Source organism: Pseudomonas sp. S30_BP2TU TE3576, from assembly GCF_050436025.1.
GTDB lineage: Bacteria > Pseudomonadota > Gammaproteobacteria > Pseudomonadales > Pseudomonadaceae > Aquipseudomonas.
In genome coordinates this window covers 3,454,525-3,478,403 of the sequence record NZ_JBNDLK010000001.1, presented here as the reverse complement: position 1 = coordinate 3,478,403, position 23,879 = coordinate 3,454,525, and the positions used below count along the sequence as shown (strand labels likewise).

Annotated in this window: 27 protein-coding genes and 1 pseudogene; 11 read left to right on the top strand and 17 right to left on the bottom strand. The window is 60.7% G+C overall.

Translation table 11 applies throughout. The annotated features are described in order from the left end of the window. Positions 1-91 precede the first annotated feature (91 nt). Positions 92-757 (top strand): FKBP-type peptidyl-prolyl cis-trans isomerase, encoded by a 666-nt coding sequence (locus ABIA48_RS15785; protein ID WP_429489806.1) that lies wholly within the window; start codon positions 92-94, stop codon positions 755-757. Positions 758-817: 60 nt separating this feature from the next. Here the strand turns inward: ABIA48_RS15785 and rsd are convergent, their stop codons facing one another. The 8 genes and pseudogenes from rsd to ABIA48_RS15745 all read right to left on the bottom strand — a co-directional run. Continuing rightward, complete coding sequence (gene rsd, locus ABIA48_RS15780) at positions 818-1,276, bottom strand: sigma D regulator (RefSeq protein WP_429489804.1); 459 nt, start codon at positions 1,274-1,276, stop codon at positions 818-820. 177 nt (positions 1,277-1,453) lie between these two features. After that, the gene (locus ABIA48_RS15775; RefSeq protein ID WP_429489803.1) at positions 1,454-2,005 is read right to left on the bottom strand and encodes a disulfide bond formation protein B; all 552 of its coding nucleotides are present in this window, start codon (positions 2,003-2,005) and stop codon (positions 1,454-1,456) included. Between the two features lie 263 nt (positions 2,006-2,268). After that, positions 2,269-3,507 (bottom strand): heme biosynthesis protein HemY, encoded by a 1,239-nt coding sequence (locus ABIA48_RS15770; RefSeq protein ID WP_429489801.1) that lies wholly within the window; start codon positions 3,505-3,507, stop codon positions 2,269-2,271. After that, positions 3,504-4,661 (bottom strand): uroporphyrinogen-III C-methyltransferase, encoded by a 1,158-nt coding sequence (locus ABIA48_RS15765; protein ID WP_429489799.1) that lies wholly within the window; start codon positions 4,659-4,661, stop codon positions 3,504-3,506. Before ABIA48_RS15765 ends, ABIA48_RS15770 begins: the two co-directional genes overlap by 4 nt. 16 nt (positions 4,662-4,677) lie before the next feature. Continuing rightward, the gene (locus ABIA48_RS15760) at positions 4,678-5,445 is read right to left on the bottom strand and encodes a uroporphyrinogen-III synthase (protein ID WP_429489797.1); all 768 of its coding nucleotides are present in this window, start codon (positions 5,443-5,445) and stop codon (positions 4,678-4,680) included. Next, positions 5,442-6,383, bottom strand: a complete 942-nt coding sequence (hemC, locus tag ABIA48_RS15755) for a hydroxymethylbilane synthase (RefSeq protein WP_007992243.1) — start codon at positions 6,381-6,383, stop codon at positions 5,442-5,444. The genes ABIA48_RS15760 and hemC overlap by 4 nt, the downstream gene beginning before the upstream one ends. A 137-nt stretch (positions 6,384-6,520) precedes the next feature. Continuing rightward, positions 6,521-7,267: a LytR/AlgR family response regulator transcription factor gene (locus ABIA48_RS15750; RefSeq protein WP_007992241.1), complete on the bottom strand. Its 747-nt coding sequence runs from the start codon at positions 7,265-7,267 to the stop codon at positions 6,521-6,523. Further along, positions 7,264-7,377, bottom strand: a pseudogene (locus tag ABIA48_RS15745) (sensor histidine kinase); the annotation flags it as partial. The gene ABIA48_RS15750 and the pseudogene ABIA48_RS15745, both read right to left, overlap by 4 nt. A gap of 321 nt (positions 7,378-7,698) precedes the next feature. Here ABIA48_RS15745 and argH point away from each other — a divergent pair. Continuing rightward, positions 7,699-9,093, top strand: coding sequence for an argininosuccinate lyase (gene argH / locus ABIA48_RS15740; protein WP_007992239.1), 1,395 nt, complete (start codon positions 7,699-7,701; stop codon positions 9,091-9,093). Positions 9,094-9,142: 49 nt separating this feature from the next. Here argH and ABIA48_RS15735 read toward each other — a convergent pair whose 3' ends face one another. Next, entirely contained in the window at positions 9,143-9,817 is a 675-nt protein-coding gene (locus tag ABIA48_RS15735; protein WP_429489794.1) for a glutathione S-transferase family protein, read from the bottom strand. Between the two features lie 181 nt (positions 9,818-9,998). Further along, complete coding sequence (locus tag ABIA48_RS15730) at positions 9,999-10,658, bottom strand: glutathione S-transferase (RefSeq protein ID WP_429489792.1); 660 nt, start codon at positions 10,656-10,658, stop codon at positions 9,999-10,001. 124 nt (positions 10,659-10,782) lie between these two features. Between ABIA48_RS15730 and ABIA48_RS15725 the strand changes: the two genes are divergently transcribed. The 3 genes from ABIA48_RS15725 to ABIA48_RS15715 all read left to right on the top strand — a co-directional run bounded on the left by ABIA48_RS15725 (position 10,783) and on the right by ABIA48_RS15715 (position 14,579). Beyond that, positions 10,783-11,067, top strand: a complete 285-nt coding sequence (locus ABIA48_RS15725) for a hypothetical protein (protein ID WP_007992234.1) — start codon at positions 10,783-10,785, stop codon at positions 11,065-11,067. Between the two features lie 229 nt (positions 11,068-11,296). Next, complete coding sequence (locus tag ABIA48_RS15720) at positions 11,297-11,542, top strand: TIGR02647 family protein (RefSeq protein ID WP_007980796.1); 246 nt, start codon at positions 11,297-11,299, stop codon at positions 11,540-11,542. 193 nt (positions 11,543-11,735) lie between these two features. Further along, complete coding sequence (locus ABIA48_RS15715; RefSeq protein WP_429489790.1) at positions 11,736-14,579, top strand: class I adenylate cyclase; 2,844 nt, start codon at positions 11,736-11,738, stop codon at positions 14,577-14,579. An 8-nt stretch (positions 14,580-14,587) separates the two neighbouring features. Here the strand turns inward: ABIA48_RS15715 and rnk are convergent, their stop codons facing one another. The 3 genes from rnk to cyaY form a co-directional block, all read right to left on the bottom strand. Further along, entirely contained in the window at positions 14,588-14,998 is a 411-nt protein-coding gene (rnk, locus tag ABIA48_RS15710) for a nucleoside diphosphate kinase regulator (RefSeq protein WP_429489788.1), read from the bottom strand. Between the two features lie 190 nt (positions 14,999-15,188). Next, positions 15,189-15,407, bottom strand: a complete 219-nt coding sequence (locus tag ABIA48_RS15705; protein ID WP_310055720.1) for a DUF1289 domain-containing protein — start codon at positions 15,405-15,407, stop codon at positions 15,189-15,191. A 4-nt stretch (positions 15,408-15,411) separates the two neighbouring features. Then, the gene (gene cyaY / locus ABIA48_RS15700; RefSeq protein WP_429489785.1) at positions 15,412-15,744 is read right to left on the bottom strand and encodes an iron donor protein CyaY; all 333 of its coding nucleotides are present in this window, start codon (positions 15,742-15,744) and stop codon (positions 15,412-15,414) included. Between the two features lie 308 nt (positions 15,745-16,052). Here cyaY and lptM point away from each other — a divergent pair, with 308 nt between their 5' ends. The 6 genes from lptM to ABIA48_RS15670 are packed head-to-tail and all read left to right on the top strand — an operon-like array spanning position 16,053 to position 20,666. After that, positions 16,053-16,226 (top strand): LPS translocon maturation chaperone LptM, encoded by a 174-nt coding sequence (gene lptM / locus ABIA48_RS15695; RefSeq protein ID WP_429489783.1) that lies wholly within the window; start codon positions 16,053-16,055, stop codon positions 16,224-16,226. 12 nt (positions 16,227-16,238) lie between these two features. Continuing rightward, positions 16,239-17,486 carry a diaminopimelate decarboxylase gene (gene lysA, locus ABIA48_RS15690; RefSeq protein ID WP_310055714.1) on the top strand — a complete coding sequence of 416 codons (1,248 nt, stop codon included), beginning with the start codon at positions 16,239-16,241 and terminating at the stop codon, positions 17,484-17,486. 4 nt (positions 17,487-17,490) lie between these two features. Continuing rightward, positions 17,491-18,321 (top strand): diaminopimelate epimerase, encoded by an 831-nt coding sequence (dapF, locus tag ABIA48_RS15685; protein ID WP_007989473.1) that lies wholly within the window; start codon positions 17,491-17,493, stop codon positions 18,319-18,321. Positions 18,322-18,334: 13 nt separating this feature from the next. Beyond that, the gene (locus tag ABIA48_RS15680; RefSeq protein WP_429489780.1) at positions 18,335-19,060 is read left to right on the top strand and encodes a DUF484 family protein; all 726 of its coding nucleotides are present in this window, start codon (positions 18,335-18,337) and stop codon (positions 19,058-19,060) included. A gap of 2 nt (positions 19,061-19,062) precedes the next feature. Then, entirely contained in the window at positions 19,063-19,962 is a 900-nt protein-coding gene (xerC, locus tag ABIA48_RS15675) for a tyrosine recombinase XerC (RefSeq protein WP_008015515.1), read from the top strand. Then, positions 19,959-20,666, top strand: a complete 708-nt coding sequence (locus ABIA48_RS15670; protein ID WP_429489778.1) for an HAD family hydrolase — start codon at positions 19,959-19,961, stop codon at positions 20,664-20,666. The genes xerC and ABIA48_RS15670 overlap by 4 nt, the downstream gene beginning before the upstream one ends. Positions 20,667-20,852: 186 nt before the next feature. Here ABIA48_RS15670 and sutA read toward each other — a convergent pair whose 3' ends face one another. The 4 genes from sutA to glnK form a co-directional block, all read right to left on the bottom strand. Next, positions 20,853-21,176, bottom strand: coding sequence for a transcriptional regulator SutA (gene sutA / locus ABIA48_RS15665; RefSeq protein WP_007980816.1), 324 nt, complete (start codon positions 21,174-21,176; stop codon positions 20,853-20,855). Between the two features lie 101 nt (positions 21,177-21,277). Next, entirely contained in the window at positions 21,278-21,703 is a 426-nt protein-coding gene (locus ABIA48_RS15660; RefSeq protein ID WP_007989493.1) for a secondary thiamine-phosphate synthase enzyme YjbQ, read from the bottom strand. A 215-nt stretch (positions 21,704-21,918) separates the two neighbouring features. Then, positions 21,919-23,256, bottom strand: a complete 1,338-nt coding sequence (locus ABIA48_RS15655) for an ammonium transporter (protein WP_429489775.1) — start codon at positions 23,254-23,256, stop codon at positions 21,919-21,921. 35 nt (positions 23,257-23,291) lie between these two features. Continuing rightward, complete coding sequence (glnK, locus tag ABIA48_RS15650) at positions 23,292-23,630, bottom strand: P-II family nitrogen regulator (RefSeq protein WP_002555808.1); 339 nt, start codon at positions 23,628-23,630, stop codon at positions 23,292-23,294. Between the last annotated feature and the right edge of the window lie 249 nt (positions 23,631-23,879).

The window sequence follows — 23,879 nt, the reverse complement described above, 5'->3', positions numbered from 1 at the left end:
TGGAAAAACTTCTGCAGCGGCGCAAAAGCAGTTCACCGTTGTGCGCATTCTCACTGGCATAATCGCCCGCAATTCAGGTCGGAGAGTGCCCATGTCGCGCTACCTTTTTTTATCGCTGTGCGTGTTTTTTTCGGTGGCCCAGGCCGCCGAAAAAACACAGGAAAATGAAGCCCGCGATCTGGCTTACAGCCTGGGTGCAAGTCTGGGTGAACGCTTGCGCCAGGAGGTTCCCGACCTGCAACTCCAGGCACTGGTCGAAGGATTGCAGCAGGCCTATCAGGGCAAACCGCTGGCGCTGAAGGACGAGCAGATCCAGCAAGTTTTGACCGAGCATGAAGCCCGGATTGCCATGCAGTCAGCCGAGCCGCAAAGTGAAATGGCGCTGGAAAAAGAGCAGCGTTTTCTCGCCGCAGAGAAAGCCAGGCCCGGCGTGCGCGAACTGGCTGATGGTGTGTTGCTGACCGAGATGACGCCAGGCACTGGCGCCAAGGCAGGACCCAACGGCAAGGTGCAGGTGCTGTACATCGGTCGCTTGCCCGACGGCACGGTATTCGATCAGAACAGCCAGCCACAATGGTTCAGTCTCGACAGCGTAATTGCCGGGTGGCGCAGTGCATTGCAAGACATGCCGGTCGGGGCGAAATGGCGACTGGTGATTCCATCGGCTCAGGCCTATGGCGCCGACGGGGCCGGTGACGTGATCGCACCGTTCACTCCACTGGTGTTCGAAGTCGAATTGCGCGGTGCTAGCAGCTGACGACGGAAATGAAAAACGGCGTGCCTTGGCACGCCGTTTCCGGATCTTGCGGGAAGCGCTTCAGGCCTGAACCGAATCGGCTTCCTTGTGGGCCGTGTGCAGCACTTCGATCAGGCAGTCTTCCAGCTCGAAGCGTTCGTGTAACAGTCCACCCAGTTCCTTGAACTTCTCGGCGACGCATTTGCCCTCATCGCACAGATCGTTGAACGCGAGCAGCTTTTCGGTGATGACGTCGATGCGCGGATAGATCGTCTCGGCGAGTTCCAGACCACGCGTGTCGTTGAAGGCCTTGGCCTCCCCCGTCAGTTGCTCGTAGATCTCGAAGTGCCCGGCCGATACATAATCGACCAGCACGCCGCAGAACTCCTGCAAAGGCTTGCGATTCGTGGACAGTGTCTCTGGATCGGCACCGAGCTTGTCGTATGCACCGATCAGCTCTTCACGCTCCTGCAACCAGCGATCGATCAGCAGGTGCACTCCACCCCAGCGTTCCTGAGCATTCTGACAACTTTCGAGCATGGTGATCTCTCTTCCCTTGTGGGTCAGCTGCTCTATGCCCGTTCGCCTCTTGTAACGTCAGTGGGCGGTCAGGCAGAGCGTCATCGAGCAACATAATTCCAATGACACGTGCGGGCCAGATTATGCCCGCGCGACACTGGCTTCAAGGTACGCAGGCGATAAAGTTCATACAAGTGTTTAATCGCCCGCAAAGGCCCGGTGCGACGACTCGCCGCTGAGTGGTCGCTGATAGCTGATCCAGACCAGTCGCAACGACTGGTACACGGCCAGAATCATCATCGCGACAAAGAACAGCAGGCTCCATTCCGTGAGACTCAGATCGAACAACGTCCAGGAAATCCTCCCACAATCGGCAGCACCCTTGAACATTTGCTGTGCGACCGATAGCCACGGAGTACTGGCGAACATTTCCGCCAGACGGGTCGAGCACGTCGCTGCCTGATCCGCCGGAAGACTTTGCAGCAGGACCTGTCGCCACGCCGTGACGGTACCGGCCAGGCTGCAGCAAAGACTCAGCAGCCAATACAGAACGTTTCCGATGCGACCGGAACCATGGACCGAAGCCGTCAGGCAGACACCGGTAAAAATAGCCAGACAAAACCGTTGCACGAGACACAAGCCGCAAGGCCGCAAGCCGACTGCATATTCCAGATAGCAGGAAACGCCCAGCGCCAGGGCACCCGCAATGAAAGCCATGAAAAACAAAGAGCGTGAACAGGCCAAAGACATGGCTTTTCCGTAAAAGTAGTGACAGGCCGTTACGGTAGAGGAAAGCGCGGCGGCCTTTCAAGGCAAGCGCCCACGGACACTTCAGCACAGGTGTAGGGAAATCCCGACGCAGACGAGAGGATAAAAAGTAGTCCTCTGTAGGACTTTGCCTGCGACGAAGTTTGGCGACTGAATTTCAACAAATCATCGCACTGCGGCGAGGGCGTTTGCGCCTTTGCCGCAGGTCATCACTCAGACGCCGGAGTATGGCGCCCGCGAATGGGTCAAGCGCGGATTGGCACTGGCAGAGGGGCAGCGAGCAAGCGCTTGTCCAACAAACCCAGGCCTTCCTGAAACAGCTGGTTACTGCGCTCGGTATCGCCCATTTGCGCCAGCAACCGCGCCAGCTCCGCACAAGCTTCCGGATTGCGTTGCACACGCAGGCTGCTTTCCAGATAGTCCCGGGCTTTGCCCCACAAACTGTTTTGCAGGCATAGACGACCCAGTGTCAGCAGCAGGCCAGGATCGGCCGGATGATCCTTGAGCCAGCCTTCGGCGGCCTGTAACTGGCGGACCGGATCCTTGCCGCGAACCAATCCGTAGAGACGTGCCAGATGACTGTCGTAGCTGCGCTTGAGAGCAGTGCGCAGCACTTCTTCGGCCTCGACCTGAGCCCCCAATTGCCGCAATTGCTCGGCATACGCGAGCACCAGTTGCGGCTCCTGACGCTGTGCCGAGGTCAGTTGCTGCCAGGCACGTTCGAGCGATTGCTGCCCCACCGTTCCGTCTTCTTCCCGTTGCGCCGCCAGAGACAGGTTCGCCTCCCAGGCCCGACGCTCCAGCTCGGCGAGTTCGGCCGCCGGCAGGACTTTGTCCTTGCGCAGCTCCGGCAGCAGGCGAATCACTGCCGACCAGTCACCACGCTGTTGAAGCAGGCGCTGCAACTGACGCAGAGTCTGCGCGTTGCGAGGATGGCGTTCGCGCATGGCTTGCAGGGTTGCAAGGGCGCCTTCGGTATCGCCGCGGTCGGTCTGCAACTGGGCGTGGCTCAAGGCGATCGCCAACTCGGCCTGAGGTTGACGCTCAAGGGCGCGCTCCAGAAGGTTGTCGCTTTCTTCGTAATTGCCTTGTTCGTTCGCGGCACGGGCCGCACCGAGGTAGTAAAGCAGCGGCTGGCGCTCGGCTTCGGCTGCCCGATGCAAATGACGTTGCGCGCTGGCCCAGCGACCCTCGGCCAGGTCCAGCTGGCCGTGCTCGATCGCCACCTGCACCCGACGGCTGCGGTTTCGCCGCGACCATGGATTGACCACGCCACTGGAAGCCATCACCAGTTCGACCAACGACTTGATGCCCCAGATCACCAGCCAGAGTACAGCCACCAGCGCCAGGGTAGCCCACAGGCTCGACTCATAGCGGAAGGTCTTGTAGGCAATCAGCACGTAACCGGAGTGTTCGGCAATCGCCAGCCCCAGCGCAGCGGCAGCGGCGATAACGAGGAACACGATCACATAGAGGCGTTTCATGGCGTGGCCTCCGGCGCGGTGTTCGCGGCAGGCTTGGCCATTGGCTTGACCGAGTCCTCGGCATTGACGTTACGTCGCTCCAGATACCCCTGCACCGCGCTCAGGGTGCCAGTCAAATCTGGCGTGACTACGGTGACGGGTTGCTTGCTCAACTCAGCTACCTGCTCAAGCATGACTTTGCTTTGCGCGTTGTCCGGGTTGAAGTTGCCCTTGAGGATGTCCCGCGCTTCGTCCAGCACCTGGGAGTAAACCGCGGCCTGACCATTGAGTGCGGCCCACTGCGCCTGCTCCAGTGCCAGGCTCAGGGCCAGGCGCACCTGACTCAGGCTCTGGCCGGCCAGCAATGGACGAACGTTTTTGTCGGCATTGAAATCGATACGGATGTAGCGCGAAATCTGATCCCACCACTGCGCCCAGCGACTGGCACCGTCGCCATCGGCGGTCAGGCCCAGCAACGAATCGCCACGGTCCTTGTACTCAGGGGCCAGCTCGGTGAGGCTGGCCACCTGCTCGCGCAACGCGCCCAGACGCAGAAACAGCCCGGTGCGATCGGGCTGTTCGGTGCTGCGCAAGGCGATCAGTGTCTTGGCTACCTGCTCGCGAGCGGCAAAGGCGCCCGGGTCGTTCTGCTCGCGCAGTATCTCGTCGGCGCCTTGTACCAGTGCCTGGGCGCTGCTGATGTCCTGCAAGGCGGACAGTCGCAGGCTGGCCAGACGCAGCAGGTGCTCGGCCTCTGCCAGACGCCAGTCCTTGCGACTGGCGCCGAGTACGGTTTCCAGCCGCTGGTTCAGCCGCTGCTGATCTCCTTGCAGCTGAATCACCAGACGGCTGCGTGCCTCCAGTTCATCGGCGGGAGGCAATTGCGCCAGGCGTGCGCTCAGGCGCTCCTCATTGAGCTTGAGGTTTTGCGCCTGGTCATTCAACGCCTGTACCTGGCTCAGCTGTTGCTGATTATTGGCTTGCAGGTGACGCACCTGCCAGACACCCCAACCGCCCACCGCGACACCGGCCGCACCCAGCAGCAGCGCGATGATTGCCAGACCATTGCCTCGACGCTGCACGGCAGCTGGTGGCGGCATTTCATCAACAGGAGCATCAAACGGTGCATCGAGCACCGGTCGCGAGTCATCTTTAGGCAAGGCTGTTTCGCTCACGTATCCATCCTTTGCATTAGAAAACGGGTACGGGATGCTCCCGTAACGCCGTCAGCAAGGCCGCGGCACTGGCACCGCGACAATCCACAACTGTTCTGGCCCCGGCGGCACGTGCCATCTCGGCAACCCTGGGGCTTGGTACAAACAACGGCAACTGCGCCAACTGCGGCCAGGCGTCGCCGGCCAATTGATGCAGGTGCTCAAAACCTTGTCCACTGCTGACCACCAGCCCGTTCAGGCGTTCCGCCTGGATCCGTTCCGGCAGCGCTCTCGGTGGATAACTCGGCAATGCCCGGCGGTACAGTTCCAGATACTCGACACTAACATCAAGCTCACGCAAACGCTCCGCCAGCAACTCGCGCCCACCTTCCCCGCGCAGGATCAGTACTCGCGGATCGGGTTGTGCAATAGCCTCGCGCAGTCGGGAAAGTTCGAGCAAGGCTTCACTGTCATCGCCATCTGCCGGGAAGCTCACGTCCAACCCGTGATCCTCGAGGATCTGTGCCGTCGCCGCGCCGACGCTGAACCACTTCACACCGGGCGGCGTTGGCCAATACCGGTCGAGCAGCTCGACGCCGATCCGGGCGGCCGGCTTGCTGACAACAATGACGGCGCAGAACTGATCCAGCGCCAGAATCACCTGGCGCATTGTGTCAGTGGTCGCAATGGGCACGATGTCCAAAAGCGGCAGACTGTTACTGAATATCCCCTGCTCGGCCAAAAGACTGCCCAGCGCCGCCGACTCATCGGCGGGACGTGTCAGCAGCAAGCGCCAACCGGTCACTCGTGACCAGCCTCGCCATAGACCGCCTTGAGAATGTCGTCGGCACCCTGGCTGAGAAGGTCTTCGGCCACTCGCACACCCAGCGCCTCGGCGTCGGCGCGAGGTGCACGGGCTTGTGCGCTGAGCAGCCGGCCACCGCCTGGATCGCCCACCAGCCCGCGCAACCAGATTTGCTCACCTTCCAGCACGGCGTAGCAGGCAATCGGTACCTGGCAGCCACCATTGAGGTGCTTGTTGAGGGCACGCTCGGCGGTCACGCGGGTGGCGGTGTCCTGGTGATGCAGCGGCGCCAGCAACGCATGAATTTCACTGTCGGCGCTGCGACATTCGATACCCACCGCGCCCTGGCCACCGGCCGGAAGGCTGTCGTCGACACTGATGGCCGAAGTGATGCGATCTTCAAAGCCCAGGCGAATCAGGCCGGCCGCGGCGAGGATGATGGCGTCGTATTCACCGGCATCGAGCTTGGCCAGCCGGGTGTTGACGTTGCCGCGCAAAAAGCGGATTTCCAGGTCCGGACGACGGGTCAACAACTGGGCCTGGCGACGCAGGCTGGAGGTGCCGACGATGCTGCCCTGAGGCAACTCATCCAGGCTGGTGTAGGTGTTGGAAACGAAGGCGTCGCGCGGGTCTTCCCGTTCGCAAATGCAGTACAGGCCGAGACCTTCGGGGAAGTCCATCGGCACGTCCTTCATCGAGTGCACGGCGATGTCGGCTTCATTGTCCAGCAGCGCGGTTTCGAGCTCCTTGACGAACAGGCCCTTGCCGCCGATTTTCGACAGCGGCGAGTCAAGCAGCTTGTCGCCACGGCTGACCATGGGAACGAGGGTCACCCGCAGGCCCGGATGAGCCGCTTCAAGGCGGGCTTTGACGTATTCGGCCTGCCACAGGGCGAGAGCGCTTTTGCGAGTGGCGATGCGGATCTGACGAGAGGACATGGATCAATCCGTACTGAATAGATACGGCAGATAATAACATCTCAGCCAAATCCACTTTGACTTGTATCGGATACTGCCCGGCCTCCCTGGCCCCGGATGTCCGGCAATCGGGTGTGAAATTCACCTGCGGACAGCTTTTAGAGCTGTTGCATCATTCTGCGCACGCCAGCCACATGGCGTCGGCTGACGATCAGCGCATCACCGTTGAGGCCTTTGAGGAACAGCTGAAAATGCCCCAGGGGTGTGCGTTGCAGTCGCTCGATACGCTCGCGGGCGACCAGTGCGTTGCGATGGATACGCACGAAACGGTCACCGAATTCGTCCTCAAGTGCCTTGAGCGGCTCATCGAGCAACACTTCGCCGGTTTCATGGCGCAAGGTCACGTACTTGTGGTCGGCAATGAAGTACACCACCTGATCCAGCGGAATCAGCTCGATCCCTTTACGGGTTCGGGCACTGATATGGCTGCGCGGGCCGCTGCCGCTTTCGGCAGCAGGGCGGGTCAGGGCTGCGAGTTGGGCACGGTTGGGGCGCTCGGCTCTCTTTAATGCGTCATGTAATTGTTCAGTTCTCACAGGTTTCACCAGATAGCCTACAGCGCTGGCCTGTAAGGCTTCCACGGCAAATTCATCGGGCCCGGCGCAGAACACTACGGCGGGTGGGGTTTCGCGTTCGCACAACCGTGCAGCCACTTGCAGGCCATCGAGGCCCGGCATGCGGATATCAAGCAGCACGATATCCGGCTTGTGGCTGTCGATCAGTGCCAACGCCTCTTCGCCATTCGTGGCGCTAGGCTCCAGGACACTGTATCCCTCGAGTTCGCCAACCATACGGCTCAGGCGCTCGCGGGCCAAGGGTTCGTCATCAACGATCAGGACATTCATATTGCGCTGGATTCCTGCGTGAGTCTCGCACAAGGATAGCGTAGACAGGTGAAGTGACGTCCGTCACCGCGATCCACGCTAAGACTAGCGCGAGCGTCAAAAAGTGCCGCTGGTCCGGTGGCTAAATTTTCATCTGCCGGGCGATTGGCGACCCCGGCCCGCATTGGCGACATGAACACCCTCTCTTCTTAATAGTCAGTGGCTGCACCGAGAAGTGCGCTGACCCTACTGTCCAACTGTAGACGGTTGCCGGGACGATATAGATCAATTGGAAAATATCGTTGAGCAAAAATGTGCGGGCCTTACCCGGACCTGGGCTCGCCCCCGGGAAAAAAACGTGTCGACCAGTGTCAGCGACAGGATTGGCAACCCTGTTATTATCCGCGCCAGCGTTCCACGCATTCTTACCTCAAGCCGATACGAGCGAATTCATGAGCACTGACAAGACCAATCAGTCCTGGGGCGGCCGCTTCAGTGAACCCGTCGACGCCTTCGTCGCCCGCTTCACCGCCTCCGTCACTTTCGACCAGCGCCTGTATCGCCACGACATCATGGGCTCGATCGCCCACGCCACCATGCTGGCCAAGGTCGGCGTGCTGACCGATGCCGAGCGCGACAGCATTATCGATGGCCTGAAGACCATCCAGGGTGAAATCGAGGCCGGCCAGTTCGACTGGCGCATTGACCTCGAAGACGTGCATATGAACATCGAGGCGCGACTGACCGACCGCATCGGCGTGACCGGTAAAAAACTGCATACCGGCCGCAGCCGTAACGATCAGGTCGCCACCGACATCCGTCTGTGGCTGCGTGACGAAATCGATCTGATCCTGGCTGAAATCACCCGCCTGCAAAAAGGCCTGCTGGAACAGGCCGAGCGCGAAGCCGCCAGCATCATGCCGGGTTTCACCCACTTGCAGACTGCACAGCCAGTGACTTTCGGGCACCACATGCTGGCCTGGTTCGAGATGCTCAGCCGTGACTACGAGCGCCTGGTCGACTGCCGCAAGCGCACCAACCGCATGCCGCTGGGCAGCGCGGCGCTGGCCGGCACCACCTACCCGATCGATCGTGAATACACCGCCCAACTGCTGGGTTTCGACGCGGTTGGCGGCAATTCGCTGGATAACGTCTCCGATCGCGATTTCGCCATCGAGTTCTGCTCGGCCGCCAGCATCGCGATGATGCACCTGTCGCGTTTCTCCGAAGAACTGGTGCTGTGGACCAGCGCGCAATTCCAGTTCATCGATCTGCCCGACCGTTTCTGCACCGGCAGCTCGATCATGCCGCAAAAGAAAAACCCGGACGTGCCGGAGCTCGTGCGTGGCAAGACCGGTCGCGTGTTCGGCGCACTGATGGGCCTGTTGACCCTGATGAAAGGCCAGCCTCTGGCCTACAACAAGGACAACCAGGAAGACAAGGAACCGCTGTTCGACGCTGCCGACACCCTGCGCGACTCGCTGCGGGCCTTTGCCGACATGGTTCCGGCGATCAAGCCCAAGCACGCGATGATGCGCGAAGCGGCCCTGCGCGGCTTCTCCACCGCCACTGACCTGGCCGACTACCTGGTGCGTCGCGGCCTGCCCTTCCGTGATTGCCACGAAATCGTTGGTCATGCCGTGAAATACGGCGTGGATAGCGGCAAGGACCTGGCGGAAATGAGCCTGGAAGAACTGCGCAAGTTCAGCGACCAGATCGATCAGGACGTGTTCGCCGTGCTGACCCTCGAAGGCTCGGTCAATGCCCGTAACCACATCGGCGGCACCGCGCCGGCGCAGGTCAAGGCTGCCGTGGTTCGTGGCCAGGCGTTGCTCGCCAGCCGCTGACACGTAGCGTCCGCGCTCGATGGCCACCCGGCCATCGAGCGCAACACGTTCAACCCGGCGTGCGACCCGGCGCCCGCACCCGCTCCAGAAAGGCAGGCGCCTCAGCCAGCCTGTCCGCGGCGATTTTCTGCACATTGGGATTCTCGGCCAGGCGCTCCAGCAACGCACGGGCTGCCGGCATGCCGGACAGAAAGTCGACATCGAACAAACGCTTCCCGACTTCCACGGCCAGATCGACGCTGTAGAGAAAATACAGATCGGCCAGGGTAAACCGTTCACCCGCCGCATACGGTGCAAACCGCGCCCGTTGTTTCAACGCCGTAAACCCCTTGACCAGATCCCGCCCCGCCTTGGCTTTCAGTGCTTCGGGCGTCGGCCGCCCGCCAAAAAACACCTCGACGTAACAGACTCGCGCCGGCAACTCGATGTACAGCTCGATCTCCTTGGCCAACGCCCGCACACCCGCCCGTGCAAACGGTTCGCCCGGTAACAGGGCAATGCCTGGCTGGGCCTCTTCGAGGTAATCGAGGATGGCGTCGGTTTCGCTTAGAAACCCTTGTTCCGTCTCCAGCACCGGAACTTTCCCACGAGGACTGACGGCGAGGATTTGCGGATTCTGGCAGCCATGAAAGGGCACGGTTTCAAATGGCAGGGCTTTTTCCATAAGTGCCAGTTTGACCATGTTGAAATAATTACTGGCCGCAAAACCATAGAGTTTGAGCATCGATGGGTCTCCTTGACCACGCAGGTTCGATGCTCAAGTTAACCGCTGCCTGCGAAACAGGAATGACCGGGTTGTTGCCGTATACGACGACATTGACCCAAGTCTCTGTCCGGCAAGGGCCGGGGCGAAGTAAGTCAAAAGATTGCGAATCTCCTGAACCCACTCTGGCCCGACCGATCGTTTACTTTTTGGCCGCAATCATTGCCATGAACGCCGGCATCGCCGCTTCCCGGTCCGCCGCCACGCGCTGCACGTTCGGGTTTTCCCCCAACCGCTCCAGCAACGCCTTGGCCTTCGGCATTTCAGCCAACAAATCAATGCCGAACAACTTGTGCGCCACACCACACGCCAGCGGCACGCTGTACTGGAAGTACAGATCGGCAATGCTCAAGCTTTCTCCAGCCACATAAGGGGCGAATTTGCCGTGCCTGGCCAGGGAGGCAAACCCCAGTAGCAACTCAGCCTTGCTCTTTTCCTTAATCGCCTCCGGCACCGTCATGCCAAAAAATGCCTCCGGGAAGCAGGCACGCGCCGGCAGTTCGATGTACAGCTCGATTTCCTTGGCCAACGCCAGCACCTGCGCGCGCGCAAACGGCTCATTCGGCAGCAGCGGCTTGCCCTTTTGGGATTGTTCGATGTACTCGAGAATCACACTGGTTTCGTTGATGTAGCCCTGCTCGACGCCCAGCACCGGAACCTTGCCCCGCGGGCTGATCGCCAATGACTCCGGGGTCTGGGTCGGGACAAACATGACCTCCTCGAACGGCAGGCCTTTTTCCAGCAACGCCAGCTTGACCATGTTGTAGTAGTTGCTGACACAAAATCCATAAAGTTTAAACATCACATAGCCTCCAGGCCGTGCGGGGTGGGCGGTGCCTGTTTATAGAACGCTCCGGGGATTCTTGCCAGCAGCATCGCGCGGCTGAATGCGGTTAAACTGGCCACCTTTCCTTGAGGAGCCTGCCATGAGCGAGCTGAACGATATCGACAACGACGAAGAAGAGTTCGCCGAAAGTACCCTGATCCAGGCCATCGAAAACCAGATCGAAAGCGACAATCCGCCAGCGGCCAAGGCGACGTTCAACAAGCTGACCCTGGTGGGTTACGAGCGGGAAGAAATCCTCAACCTGATGGCTCACGTCTTGGCGGTAGAAATCGACGCGATCCTCGAAGAAGACCGCGCATTCAATACCGAATGGTACGAAGCTGCGCTGCGCGCATTGCCCGAGTTGCCGCCGGAAAAGCAGTAACCCCCGCGACTCCCCCCCCTGCAGGAGCGAGCTTGCTCCGGGCGGCGTTCCGACGAAGGTCGTCAACGATGATGCGTAAAACCAGCTGCCCCGTGGCGCTCTCAGGTTTTTCGCGAGCAAGCTCGCTCCTACAGAGACAAAAAACCCTGTCGCGAGCACTGGACATGCCGGACAAGCGGGTTCACCTTAGGGGCGCTGTCGTCCAATTCCTAGAAAGTCTGGAGTCCTTATGTCGCTTACCCCTGAGTTGGTTGCCGAACTGGAAGTCCTTGCCCTCTTCAACCTGGACAGTTCCCAGGAAGGTTTGAAAATTCATCAGACCGCTGCCCCGAAACACATTGCCGCCGCCAAACGCCTCTTTGAAAAAGAACTGACCGACCAGCCTGATGGCGGTTACCTGACCAGCCTGGGTCGTGACGCCGCGCAAAATGTGCAATCCGTGCTGACCATTCTTAACGCCGAAGTAACAGCCTGAATTCTGCCGCATCGCCCACGGAGACCCCGATCCAGGGATTTCCGCGGGCACATTCCCCTGATTTTTGTCTCCAGCCGATAGAAATCTGACGCCAGAAATTCAAAATCAGCTTAAAAGTCCCGTGTCCGAGACGCTAAACTGCCCCTCACCTGAGACTCCCACGTCCGAGCCCTGCGAGCCGGTTTGAGCTGACATGACGCGCACCCATGAAATTCGCCCTGACCTGGACGAGGGAATCGACCGCAAGGTTCTCAGCCAGCTGCGCGCACGGTTTCTGAAACTCAACGAAGGACGCATGGCTCGTGCCATGGAAGGGCTGTCGACCCGCCAGCAAGGGGTCCTGACCTTGCTGCCGCTGTTTTTCCACGTTAATCATCCGCTATTGCCCGGCTACGTTTCCGGCAGTACGCCGGCGGGGCTGTCGAATTTCGAGCCGGATGCCAATGTCCTCACAGAAGCCCAGCGCCTGACCCGTTCGTTTTCCTACAAACCGCGCCACGGCAGCAACCCGCCACGACCGATTCACGGACTGTTCCTGATGGGCAGCCTCGGTACCCTGGCGCAGGCCGACCAGAGCGACATGGATGTGTGGGTCTGCCATGGACCGGACCTGACCGAGAACGAACTCGCCGAACTGCGCAAAAAATGCCAGTTGCTGGAAGCCTGGGCCGCCAGCCAGGGCGCCGAGGCGCATTTTTTCCTGATCGACCCGACCCGTTTCGTCCGTGGTGAGCGCGATACCCAACTGAGCTCGGAAGATTGCGGTACCACCCAGCACTACCTGTTGCTGGACGAGTTTTACCGCACCGCGATCTGGCTCGCCGGGCGGACACCGATCTGGTGGCTGGTGCCGGTCTACGAAGAATCGAGCTACGACCGCTACACCCATACCTTGATCTCCAAACGCTTCATCCGTGCCGATGAAACCCTCGACCTCGGCAACCTGGCCTTCATCCCGCCCGGCGAATTTATCGGCGCCGGGCTCTGGCAGTTGTTCAAGGGCATCGAGTCGCCCTACAAATCGGTACTCAAGCTGTTGCTGACCGAGGTTTATGCCAGTGAACATCCCAGGGTCCATTGCCTGAGCCTGCGCTTCAAACAAGCGGTGTTCGCCAACCGGCTCGACCTCGACGAACTGGATCCGTACGTCGTGGTGTACCGGCGCATCGAGGAATATCTGATCGCCCGCAACGAACCGGAACGGTTGGAACTGGTGCGTCGTGCGTTGTACCTGAAGGTCAATCGCAAACTCACCGGCAACAGCCGCACCCAGAGCTGGCAGCGCTCTTTGCTTGAGCGCCTGGCCCATGAATGGCATTGGGACCAGCGCCAACTGGCCCTGCTCGACAGCCGCAGCCAGTGGAAAGTCCGCCAGGTCAGTTCCGAGCGGCGGGCCTTGGTCAATGAGCTGAACTACAGCTACCGCTTCCTCACCCAGTTTGCCCGACAGGAGCAAACGGTCAGCCGCATCAACAAGCGCGACCTGAGTGTCCTCGGCCGTCGGCTGTACGCCGCTTTCGAGCGCAAGGCCGGCAAGGTCGAGTTCATCAACCCCGGTATTGCCCCGGACCTGGCTGAAGACACCCTGACGCTGGTGCACGCGCCGAACAAGAAAGAACCGGGGCAAGACCAGTGGGGCTTGTACAACGGCAGCCTGACGGCGCTGGAGTGGGAGCATTTCGCGCCCATCAAACGCTGCCGCCACTTGCTGGAACTGTTGACCTGGTGCCATCGCAATGGCGTGATCGACAGCAGTACCCGCCTGGCCTTGCACCCCGGCACCAGTGACTTGAGCGAGTTCGAGCTGTTCAACCTGCTCGGCAGCCTGCAACAGACCATCGCCCTGCCCTTGCCCACCGTCGCCGAGGAACCTCTGCTGCGCGCCAGCGTGCCGAGTGAAGTACTGATTCTGGTGAATGTCGGCATCGATCCGCTCAAGCACCATCGCGACCTGAACATCCTCATGACCACCGAACGCACCGACTCCCTGAGCTACGCCGGCGTCCGGGAGAATCTGGTGCTGACGCTGGACCGGGTCACGCTCAACAGCTGGAACGAAGTGCTGGTCGGTCGCTACGACGGCCCCCATGCCCTGCTCGACTGCATCCGCGACTACCTCAACAACCTGCCGGCCGGGCCGCAACAGCCGAAGCTGCGGGTGCGTTGCTTCTGTCATAACCGCGCGCAGTTCATCGCCCAACGGGTGGAAGAAATCCTCGATACCGCGCAGAACCTGCTGCTGAGCCGGCTCAATCATCGCTACCTGATCCAGGTCCAGCAGCACTACCACGTGCTGGAGTTGCTGCCGGGCCAGGTCCAGCACATCGCGCTGGCCACTCTGCCGGCGCTGATCGATTACCTGGGCGAGGAAATGGCGAGCTACAGCCCGTTGCACCTGGACCCGAAGGCACTGGAAGACCACGACCTTGCGCTGTTCCTGCCAACGGGCCAGCCGGACTGCATTCAAGTGTTCTACCGGGTCAACGAAGATCAGGCCGATCTGTACGTGCTCGATGAGTTCAATGCCCTGTGGCAGCAACGCCTGCCCTGGCACGACGAGCAAAGCCTGCTGGTGCCGCTGCAGCGCTTCCTGCAATCGATCCAGTATCGTCGCGATGCCTTGTTGCCGATGGACGCGGCGCACCCGCCGAACCTCGACACCCTGTATTGCCAGTTGCTGCCGTCAGGCCCTGGCCGGGCGCGACGCATCGAAGCCCGGCCAGCACCGCAGACGCCAGTGAATAAACCGTTCTACGACGTGCAGGCGATCGTCGGCAAAGCCACACCGGGTCAGGTGCAGGTCTCGCTGTATTGCAATCAAAGGGAGTTTTCCGAGCTGGAGCATGGCGACCAACTGTTCAGTGTGGTCGCCCGGGAAATCGTCGGGCAGCGCCGGGAAACCGAACGCTACCGCTGCTACATCACCGACCTCGACCTGTCAGGCCTGCTCGGCGAAGGACAGAGTTCCACCCATCTGTACCTGCGCTACAAAACTGACCTGGAGCACGCATTGAACGAGGCGCTCGATCAGGTCTGAGGGGGATCTCACTCCGGGAAGTCGCCGCCATTGGCCGGCTGCGACTCGACTTCCAGCAACGTCAGCTTCAGGGTCTTGCCGCCCGGAGCCGGCCAATCGATATGCTGGCCAACCTTCAGGCCGAGCAGCGCACTGCCCACCGGCGCCAGGATCGAGACCTTGCCTTCGTCGGCATTCGCATCCTTGGGGTACACCAGGGTCAGGTGGTAGTCCTTGCCACTGCCTTCTTCGCGGCAATGCACACGGGAATTCATGGTCACGACATCGGCGGGCACTTCATCGTGGCCGACTACGGTATCGGCGCGATCCAGCTCGGTTTGCAACGCGATAACGCCCGGCAGCGTGTCATCCAGGCTGTCGATCAGACGCTGCAGACGCTGGACGTCCAGACGGGTAAGGGTGATAGAAGGTGCGGTCATGATCAGGGCAGACTCCTTTCTTCTGCACAAAAAAAGCAAAACCCCGCCAGAAAAAGGCGGGGTTTTCACAAGCCTCGATGGGTTGAGGCGTATCTGGACACTATCACAGCTCAAAAAATATACAAGTCAGGTCCGACCATGCACCTTGTAGCAGCAGGCTTCGCCAGCTGCTACGGATCGCGTTACGGCGTTAAATGGCGGCTTTGCGTTGCGCTGCCTGGGCGCAGATGACGCGGCGGCGATCATCGTCCGCCGAGCGCCATTCGCGGATGTCTTCGACATGGCGCAAGCAGCCCAGGCAGACTTTCTGCTCATCCAGCCGACACACACCGCTGCACGGCGACGGTACCGCCGGGCTGACATTGCTGTAGAGCGGCTTGGGCGGACGGACAGGCGCAGGCTGGGTCACGATCTCACAGGCCTTCGAAATCGAGATCGACGTCAGCCTGTTGCTTGACGATACGCTCGAGCATTTCACCCAACTGCTCTTCGCTCTTGTCACACATCCAGCGCTCGCTTTCTTCGTCATAGTCGAAGTGGAAACCACCGGACACCGCCGCCAGCCACAGCTGACGCAGCGGCTCCTGGCGACTGAAGATCAGCGCAGTGCCGTTCTCGAACTTGACGGTCAGCACACCGGCCGAGCTTTCGAGGTCGATGTCCAGGTCGCTCTCGTCAAAGATGTCCTCCAGGGTTTGCTGGGTGGCATCGACCAGGTCGTGGAAACGCGCTTCGGACAAACTCATTACGGCAACCTCAAAAAGTGTCTGATCAGGCTCAAGCGCCGCAAGATACGACCGAGCCCCGTCGAATGCAAAGGATAACGACCAAGCGGCCGTCTGTGGGAGCGGGCTTGCTCGCGAATGCGCAGTGCCAGTCGACATCTGCATTGACTGATACAGCGTATTCGCGAGCAAGCCCACTCCCACAATGGATTGCACTTATGTTACCGGCATCGGGCCAAGCCCCGCCGGACGGGAGCCCCGTTGCATAGGCAAGCTGCCGGGTGGCCGGTATACTCCGGCGCAATTAATGCATTTTCAAGGATTTCGCCATGAAGCGCCTGATCTCTTCCTTTGCTGCGCTCCTCGCGGTTGCCTGCCTTGTGTCGGCCTGCGGTCAAAAAGGCCCGCTTTACCTGCCCGATGAAGACCAGGACCCTGCCGAGCAAGCCAAGTCGTCGCAACAGCAGCCTGCCTCGAAAGCACACAAGCACGACGTCTACTAATAAGGGAACCTCATGGACGCTTTTAACTACCGTGACGGTGAACTGTTCGCGGAAGGTGTTGCCCTGTCTGCCATCGCCGAGCGCTTTGGTACACCGACCTACGTTTACTCCCGTGCACACATCGAAGCCCAATACCTGGCTTACGCCGATGCACTGGCCGGCATGCCGAACCTGGTGTGCTTCGCGGTCAAGGCCAACTCCAACCTGGGTGTACTGAATGTCCTGGCGCGTCTGGGCGCCGGTTTCGACATCGTCTCCCGTGGCGAACTGGAACGCGTACTGGCCGCTGGCGGCAGCGCCGACAAGATCGTGTTCTCCGGCGTCGGCAAGACCCGTGACGACATGCGGCGTGCCCTGGAAGTCGGTGTGCACTGCTTCAACGTCGAATCCACCGACGAGCTCGAACGCCTGCAAGTGGTCGCTGCCGAACTGGGCGTTCGCGCGCCGATTTCGCTGCGCGTGAACCCGGACGTCGATGCCGGTACCCACCCGTACATTTCCACCGGTCTCAAAGAGAACAAGTTCGGCATCGCCATTGCCGACGCCGAAGACGTGTACGTGCGTGCCGCGCAATTGCCGAACCTGGAAGTGGTCGGCGTCGATTGCCACATCGGTTCGCAACTGACCACCCTGCCACCGTTCATCGATGCCCTCGACCGCCTGCTGGGCCTGGTCGACCGCCTCGGCGATTGCGGCATCTACCTGCGCCACATCGATCTCGGTGGCGGCCTCGGCGTGCGATACAAGGACGAGGAGCCGCCATTGGCCGGCGACTACATCAAGGCCGTGCGCGAACGCCTCGACGGTCGTGACCTGGCGCTGGTGTTCGAACCGGGCCGCTTCATCGTCGCCAACGCCGGCGTATTGCTGACCCAGGTCGAATACCTCAAGCACACCGAGCACAAAGACTTCGCCATTGTCGACGCCGCCATGAACGACCTGATCCGCCCGGCGCTGTACCAGGCCTGGATGGACGTCACGGCCGTGCGTCCGCGTCAAACCGCGGCCCGTGCCTACGACATCGTCGGCCCGATCTGCGAGACCGGCGACTTCCTGGCCAAGGATCGTCAGCTGGCTCTGGAGGAAGGCGACCTGCTGGCCGTGCATTCGGCCGGCGCCTACGGGTTTGTCATGAGTTCCAACTACAACACCCGCGGCCGTACCGCTGAAGTGTTGGTGGATGGTGATCAGGCATTTGAAGTGCGTCGCCGTGAGACGGTAGCCGAGTTGTTTGCTGGCGAAAGCCTGCTGCCGGAGTAAAACCATGCTGCTGCGTTTTACCAAAATGCACGGCCTGGGTAATGACTTCATGGTCCTCGACCTGGTCAGCCAGCACGCGCACATTCTGCCCAAGCACGCCAAACAATGGGGCGACCGGCACACCGGCGTCGGTTTCGACCAGTTACTGATTGTCGAGGCACCGAGCAATCCGGACGTGGATTTCCGCTACCGGATCTTCAACGCTGACGGCTCCGAAGTGGAACAGTGCGGCAACGGTGCGCGCTGCTTCGCCCGCTTCGTGCTCGACAAGCGCTTGACCGCCAAGCGGCAGATTCGCGTTGAGACCAAAAGCGGCATCATCGAACTGGACATCCGCAACGACGGCCAGATCAGCGTCAACATGGGCGCGCCGCGCCTGGTGCCGGCGGATATTCCGTTCCAGGCAACGGAGCAGGCCAAGAGTTATCAGGTCGACGTCGACGGCACCCCGGTCGAACTGGCTGCGGTATCCATGGGCAACCCCCATGCCGTGGTGCGGGTCAGCGATATCAACAATGCGCCGGTGCATGAACTGGGGCCGAAAATCGAACATCACCCGCGCTTCCCGGCACGGGTCAATGTCGGTTTTCTCCAGGTCATCGACCGGAGCCGCGCACAGTTGCGCGTCTGGGAACGCGGAACCGGGGAAACCCAGGCTTGCGGAACCGGCGCCTGTGCCGCCGCAGTGGCCGCGATCAGCCAGGGGTGGATGGATTCGCCGCTATTGATCGACCTGCCTGGCGGGCGCTTGTCCATCGAATGGGCAGGCCCTGGCCAACCGGTGATGATGACCGGCCCGGCAGTACGCGTATACGAAGGACAAGTGCGTCTTTGAGTGAGCGAAATCCATGACCGACAAGCCTCAAGTACCCGCACGACAAGCTGACGAATCACCGTCCGAAAGCCTGGAGGCGGCGGCTGTAGCCGCGTACCTGGAAGCTCATCCGGACTTCTTCGTCGAGCACGAAGAGCTGCTTGCGTCCCTGCGCATTCCCCATCGACGCGGTGATACCGTGTCGCTGGTGGAGCGTCAGATGACCATTCTGCGCGACCGCAACATTGAACTGCGCCATCGTCTGTCGCACTTGATGGATGTGGCCCGGGACAACGACCGGCTGTTCGACAAGACCCGTCGCTTGGTCCTGGCGCTGATGGACGCCAACAGCCTGGAAGACGTGGTGATGTGCGTCGAAGACAGCCTGCGCCAGGAATTCCAGGTGCCCTTCGTCAGCCTCATCCTGCTTGGCGACAACGCCATGCCGGTCGGCCGCTGGGCCACTCACGCCGAAGCACAAGTGGCCATTGGCGGCTTGCTCTCGGAAGACAAAAGCGTCAGCGGCAGCCTGCGCGAGCATGAACTGGACTTCCTGTTCGGCGAAGAACAGCGCAAGCAGATCGGTTCCACCGCGGTGGTTGCCATCAGCCACCAGGGCATCCACGGCATCCTGGCCATCGCCAGCCGCGATCCGCAGCACTACAAAAGCTCGGTGGGCACCTTGTTCCTGAGCTACATCGCTGAAGTCATGGGTCGCGTGCTGCCACGGGTCAACAACTCCCTGCGCTCGGTACGCTGAACATGGAACGACAACTGGACGCTTACTGCGAACACCTGCGCAGTGAGCGGCAGGTGTCGCCGCACACGCTGTCGGCCTATCGCCGTGACCTCGATAAAGTGCTGGGCTGGTGCGTCAAACAGAATATCGGCAGCTGGGCGGCGCTGGACATCCAGCGCCTGCGCAGCCTGATTGCCCGCCTGCACGCCCAGGGGCAATCGTCCCGCAGCCTGGCGCGATTGCTGTCGGCCGTTCGCGGGCTCTATCACTACCTGAACCGCGAAGGCCTGTGCGACCACGATCCGGCCAATGGCCTGGCGCCGCCCAAAGGCGAACGCCGCCTGCCGAAAACCCTCGACACCGACCGCGCCCTGCAACTGCTTGAAGGCGGGGTTGAAGATGACTTTCTGGCGCGTCGGGACCAGGCGATTCTCGAGCTGTTCTATTCCTCCGGCCTGCGGCTGTCGGAGTTGACGGGGCTCAATCTCGATCAGCTCGACCTGGCCGACGGCATGGTCCAGGTGCTTGGTAAAGGCAGCAAGACTCGCCTGCTGCCGGTAGGCAAAAAGGCCCGCGAGGCGCTGGAACAGTGGCTGCCACTGCGGGCCATGGCCAACCCCGCGGACGATGCGGTGTTTGTCAGCCAGCAAGGCCGGCGTCTCGGCCCGCGGGCGATTCAGGTGCGGGTCAAGGCTGCCGGCGAGCGCGAACTGGGGCAGAACCTGCACCCGCACATGCTGCGGCACTCTTTCGCCAGCCATTTGCTGGAGTCCTCCCAGGACCTGCGGGCAGTGCAGGAGCTGCTCGGACACTCGGACATCAAGACCACGCAGATCTACACCCACCTGGACTTCCAGCATCTGGCAGCGGTCTACGACAGCGCCCACCCACGGGCCAAACGCATGAAAGGCGACGATTCATGAGTATTCAATTGATCACCTTCGACCTCGACGACACCCTGTGGGACACCGCCCCGGTGATCGTCAGCGCCGAAGCCGTATTGCGTGCATGGTTGACCGAACATGCGCCCAACCTGGGTGCAGTGCCGGTGGAACATTTGTGGGCCATACGCGAACGCATCCTGAGTATCGAGCCGAACCTCAAGCACCGCATCAGCGCCTTGCGCCGGCGCGTGTTGTTCCAGGCTTTGGAAGAAGCCGGATATCCCCATGCCGAAGCGTCGGACCTGGCCGACCAGAGTTTCGAAGTGTTCCTGCATGCCCGGCATCAGCTGGAAATATTCCCGGAGGTGCAACCGACCCTGGAGTTGCTGGCCAACCATTACGCCCTCGGCGTCGTCACCAATGGCAACGCCGATGTACGGCGACTGGGGCTGGCGGACTACTTCAAGTTTGCGTTGTGCGCCGAAGACATCGGCATCGCCAAACCCGATGCGCGATTGTTCCGGGAGGCTTTGCAGCGCGGTGGCGCGACCGCTGAAACGGCGGTGCATATCGGCGATCATCCGGGTGATGACATTGCCGGTGCGCAGCAGGCGGGGTTGCGCGCAATCTGGTTCAACCCGGCGGGCAAGGCCTGGGAAGCGGACCGGCTGCCGGATGCGCAGATTGGCAGCCTGACCGAGTTACCGGCGTTGCTGGCGCGGTGGAACAAAGCTTCGGCCTGACACAAAACCTGTGGGAGCGAGCTTGCTCGCGATGAGGGCTTAACATTCAAAATAAATGTTGCCTGACACTCCGCCATCGCGAGCAAGCTCGCTCCCACAGGGATCACCACAGGTTTCATATTTTTTGTTCCGGGCATGAAAAAGCCCGCAGCGACGGCGGGCTTTTTCAGCAAGCGCGAAGCAGGCTCAGATAGGCCGGCTGCCGTACTTGTTGTCAGGCTTCTTGGGCGGATCGGCGACCACATTGGCCTCCACTTCCTGCACCTTGCCGCCACGCGCCAGGAACTCTTCCATGGCCTTGGCCAAGGCATCGCGTTCTTTGTTCTTGGCTTCGACACTCGGCAGCTCATCGACCGATACCGCTGCCTTGGCCTTGCCTTTGGCGGTCGGAACCGGCGCATCACCGCCGTCGTCTTCAGCGACGTCTTCCGCCGCTGCTTCCAGACCTTCTTCGGTTTCGTCGTCGTCGCCTACTTCGAGGTCGTCGTTTTCCAGATCATCGTCGCTCATGTTCTACCTCATGACTTGCGAAAAGCAGATTAGTTATAGCCCAGCTTTGCCCTCTGTCGAAGGCTGCCGGAAAAAAATCAACAGCCGCTGCTGACCAGCGGTTATGCCCCTTCACCGTGCACGGTGGCGAGGACTTTACGGGCACCGCCGTGATCACGGTGCTCGCCCAGGTAAACGCCTTGCCAGGTCCCCAACGCCAACCGGCCTGCCGAAATCGGCAAACTGAGCTGACAGCCAAGCACGCTGGCCTTGAAGTGCGCCGGGAGGTCGTCCAGGCCTTCGTCGTTATGCTCATAGCCGTCTGTTCCTTGTGGGATCAGACGATTGAAAAATCGTTCGAAGTCGCGACGTACCGCCGGATCGGCGTTCTCGTTGATGGTCAACGACGCCGAGGTATGCTGCAGCCACAAATGCAACAGACCGACCCGACATGCCTTGAGTTCAGGCAGGCCGGCGAGTAACTCGTCCGTTACCAGATGAAAGCCCCGGGGCCTCGCCCGCAAGGTAATCAGAGTCTGTTGCCACATACAGTTCTCCGCACGTTCGGGGCGCATTCTAGCGCGCTCTGGGAAAAAACAAAGGCCCTAATATTCCTTCAATCCTGTAAGCCTTCGACCGCACAAAATCACCCGAAGCAAACATCGCAAAACCTGTAGGAAAAAACCTTTCAGCGCTCCCTTCAATGACAAATTCCAGACAAAAAAATGCCCGGCAAGCCGGGCAAGTTTTGTTATGCGCGTGCTTACAAGTTGTAGCCGCGTTCGTTGTGAAGCGCCAGATCGATGCCGACCGCTTCTTCTTCTTCGTTGATCCGCAGCCCCATGACCGCATCCAGCACCTTGAGGATGATGAACGTGGCGATTGCGGTGTAGATCACCGTGAAACCCACGCCCTTGCACTGAATCCACACTTGCGCGGCGATGTCGGTCACGGTGCCGAAGCCACCCAGGGACGGCGCGGCGAACACACCGGTCAGGATTGCGCCGAGGATACCGCCGATACCGTGCACGCCGAAGGCGTCCAGGGAGTCGTCATAGCCGAGCTTGCGTTTCAGGGTGGTCGCGCAGAAGAAGCACACCACGCCAGCCGCCAGGCCGATTACCAGTGCGCCCATCGGGCCGACGGTACCGGCAGCCGGGGTGATTGCCACCAGGCCGGCAACCACGCCCGAAGCGATACCCAGTGCGCTAGGTTTGCCATGGGAGACCCACTCGGCAAACATCCAGCCCAACGCAGCAGCAGCGGTAGCGATTTGCGTCACCAGCATCGCCATACCGGCGGTGCCGTTGGCCGCAGCGGCGGAACCGGCGTTGAAACCGAACCAGCCGACCCACAGCATGGCCGCGCCCATCAGGGTGTAACCGAGATTGTGCGGCGCCATTGGCGTGGTCGGGAAGCCTTTGCGCTTACCCAGCACCAGGCAGGCAATCAGGCCGGCCACACCGGCGTTGATGTGCACCACGGTGCCGCCGGCGAAGTCCAGCACGCCCCAGTCCCACAGCAGGCCGCCATTGCCGGACCAGACCATGTGCGCAATCGGCGCGTAAACCAGGGTGAACCAGATGCCCATGAAGACCAGCATCGCAGAGAACTTCATCCGCTCGGCGAAGGCGCCGACGATCAACGCCGGGGTGATGATCGCGAAGGTCATCTGGAAGGTGACGAACACTGCCTCAGGGAACAGCGCCGCAGGGCCGGTCAGGCTGGCTGGCGTGATGCCGGCGAGGAATGCCTTGCCCATGCTGCCGAAGAACGAATTGAAGTTGACGACGCCCTGCTCCATGCCAGTGGTGTCGAACGCGATGCTGTAGCCATAAATAACCCACAGGACGCTGATCAGACCGGTAATGGCGAAGCACTGCATCATCACGGAAAGAATGTTTTTCGACCGAACCATGCCGCCGTAGAACAGCGCAAGGCCGGGAATGGTCATGAACAGCACCAAGGCTGTCGAGGTCATCATCCAGGCGGTATCGCCGGAATTGAGGACTGGGGCCGCCACTTCGTCTGCCGCCATGGCCAGGCCGGGCATTACGAGGGACAAAAGGGCTCCTAGCCCTGCGAATTTACGCAGAGTCATATTGTTTTCTCCTGGGGCGTTGGGTTTGTGGCGGCTTAGATAGCGTCGGTATCGGTTTCGCCGGTACGGATGCGAATCGCCTGTTCCAGATTGACCACGAAGATCTTGCCGTCACCGATCTTGCCGGTGTTGGCAGCCTTGGTGATGGCCTCGATTACCCGGTCCAGATCCTTGTCGTCGATAGCGACGTCGATCTTCACCTTGGGCAGGAAATCGACCACGTATTCCGCGCCGCGATACAGCTCGGTGTGACCCTTCTGCCGACCAAAGCCTTTGACTTCAGTGACGGTAATGCCCTGCACGCCGATCTCGGACAGCGACTCGCGTACGTCGTCCAGCTTGAACGGCTTGATGATGGCAGTGACTAGCTTCATGAAAACTCTCTCCCGAATTGGTGGACTTGCCCCAGGAAAACAAACCCGTCTCAAGTCTAAGCGCAGTGCCTGGCTTTGTAACGCATCGTCGGCCTTACCTGCCCGTCCGACGCCAGCTAACCGCTCCTTGCGAAGCACTCCCCGTGTTTCGCTTGGCGCACTGCATTCGTCACAGCGACTGCATCAGTGCATGGGTCACGAGGGACTAAGCAGAAAGCTTGCCATCTCCACAAAACTGACTGTTTTCAA

Excerpts from the sequence above, each read along its gene's own strand:
- ABIA48_RS15750 (WP_007992241.1), bottom strand. The coding sequence starts at position 7,267 with ATGAATGTCCTGATCGTTGATGACGAACCCTTGGCCCGCGAGCGCCTG.
- cyaY (WP_429489785.1), bottom strand. The coding sequence starts at position 15,744 with ATGAGTTTGTCCGAAGCGCGTTTCCACGACCTGGTCGATGCCACCCAG.
- argH (WP_007992239.1), top strand. The coding sequence starts at position 7,699 with ATGAGCACTGACAAGACCAATCAGTCCTGGGGCGGCCGCTTCAGTGAA.
- glnK (WP_002555808.1), bottom strand. The coding sequence starts at position 23,630 with ATGAAGCTAGTCACTGCCATCATCAAGCCGTTCAAGCTGGACGACGTA.
- ABIA48_RS15725 (WP_007992234.1), top strand. The coding sequence starts at position 10,783 with ATGAGCGAGCTGAACGATATCGACAACGACGAAGAAGAGTTCGCCGAA.
- rsd (WP_429489804.1), bottom strand. The coding sequence starts at position 1,276 with ATGCTCGAAAGTTGTCAGAATGCTCAGGAACGCTGGGGTGGAGTGCAC.
- ABIA48_RS15655 (WP_429489775.1), bottom strand. The coding sequence starts at position 23,256 with ATGACTCTGCGTAAATTCGCAGGGCTAGGAGCCCTTTTGTCCCTCGTA.
- ABIA48_RS15735 (WP_429489794.1), bottom strand. The coding sequence starts at position 9,817 with ATGCTCAAACTCTATGGTTTTGCGGCCAGTAATTATTTCAACATGGTC.
- ABIA48_RS15680 (WP_429489780.1), top strand. The coding sequence starts at position 18,335 with ATGACCGACAAGCCTCAAGTACCCGCACGACAAGCTGACGAATCACCG.
- xerC (WP_008015515.1), top strand. The coding sequence starts at position 19,063 with ATGGAACGACAACTGGACGCTTACTGCGAACACCTGCGCAGTGAGCGG.
- ABIA48_RS15730 (WP_429489792.1), bottom strand. The coding sequence starts at position 10,658 with ATGTTTAAACTTTATGGATTTTGTGTCAGCAACTACTACAACATGGTC.
- dapF (WP_007989473.1), top strand. The coding sequence starts at position 17,491 with ATGCTGCTGCGTTTTACCAAAATGCACGGCCTGGGTAATGACTTCATG.
- ABIA48_RS15785 (WP_429489806.1), top strand. The coding sequence starts at position 92 with ATGTCGCGCTACCTTTTTTTATCGCTGTGCGTGTTTTTTTCGGTGGCC.
- ABIA48_RS15715 (WP_429489790.1), top strand. The coding sequence starts at position 11,736 with ATGACGCGCACCCATGAAATTCGCCCTGACCTGGACGAGGGAATCGAC.
- ABIA48_RS15770 (WP_429489801.1), bottom strand. The coding sequence starts at position 3,507 with ATGAAACGCCTCTATGTGATCGTGTTCCTCGTTATCGCCGCTGCCGCT.
- sutA (WP_007980816.1), bottom strand. The coding sequence starts at position 21,176 with ATGAGCGACGATGATCTGGAAAACGACGACCTCGAAGTAGGCGACGAC.
- ABIA48_RS15720 (WP_007980796.1), top strand. The coding sequence starts at position 11,297 with ATGTCGCTTACCCCTGAGTTGGTTGCCGAACTGGAAGTCCTTGCCCTC.
- hemC (WP_007992243.1), bottom strand. The coding sequence starts at position 6,383 with ATGTCCTCTCGTCAGATCCGCATCGCCACTCGCAAAAGCGCTCTCGCC.
- rnk (WP_429489788.1), bottom strand. The coding sequence starts at position 14,998 with ATGACCGCACCTTCTATCACCCTTACCCGTCTGGACGTCCAGCGTCTG.
- ABIA48_RS15670 (WP_429489778.1), top strand. The coding sequence starts at position 19,959 with ATGAGTATTCAATTGATCACCTTCGACCTCGACGACACCCTGTGGGAC.
- ABIA48_RS15660 (WP_007989493.1), bottom strand. The coding sequence starts at position 21,703 with ATGTGGCAACAGACTCTGATTACCTTGCGGGCGAGGCCCCGGGGCTTT.
- lptM (WP_429489783.1), top strand. The coding sequence starts at position 16,053 with ATGAAGCGCCTGATCTCTTCCTTTGCTGCGCTCCTCGCGGTTGCCTGC.
- ABIA48_RS15775 (WP_429489803.1), bottom strand. The coding sequence starts at position 2,005 with ATGTCTTTGGCCTGTTCACGCTCTTTGTTTTTCATGGCTTTCATTGCG.
- lysA (WP_310055714.1), top strand. The coding sequence starts at position 16,239 with ATGGACGCTTTTAACTACCGTGACGGTGAACTGTTCGCGGAAGGTGTT.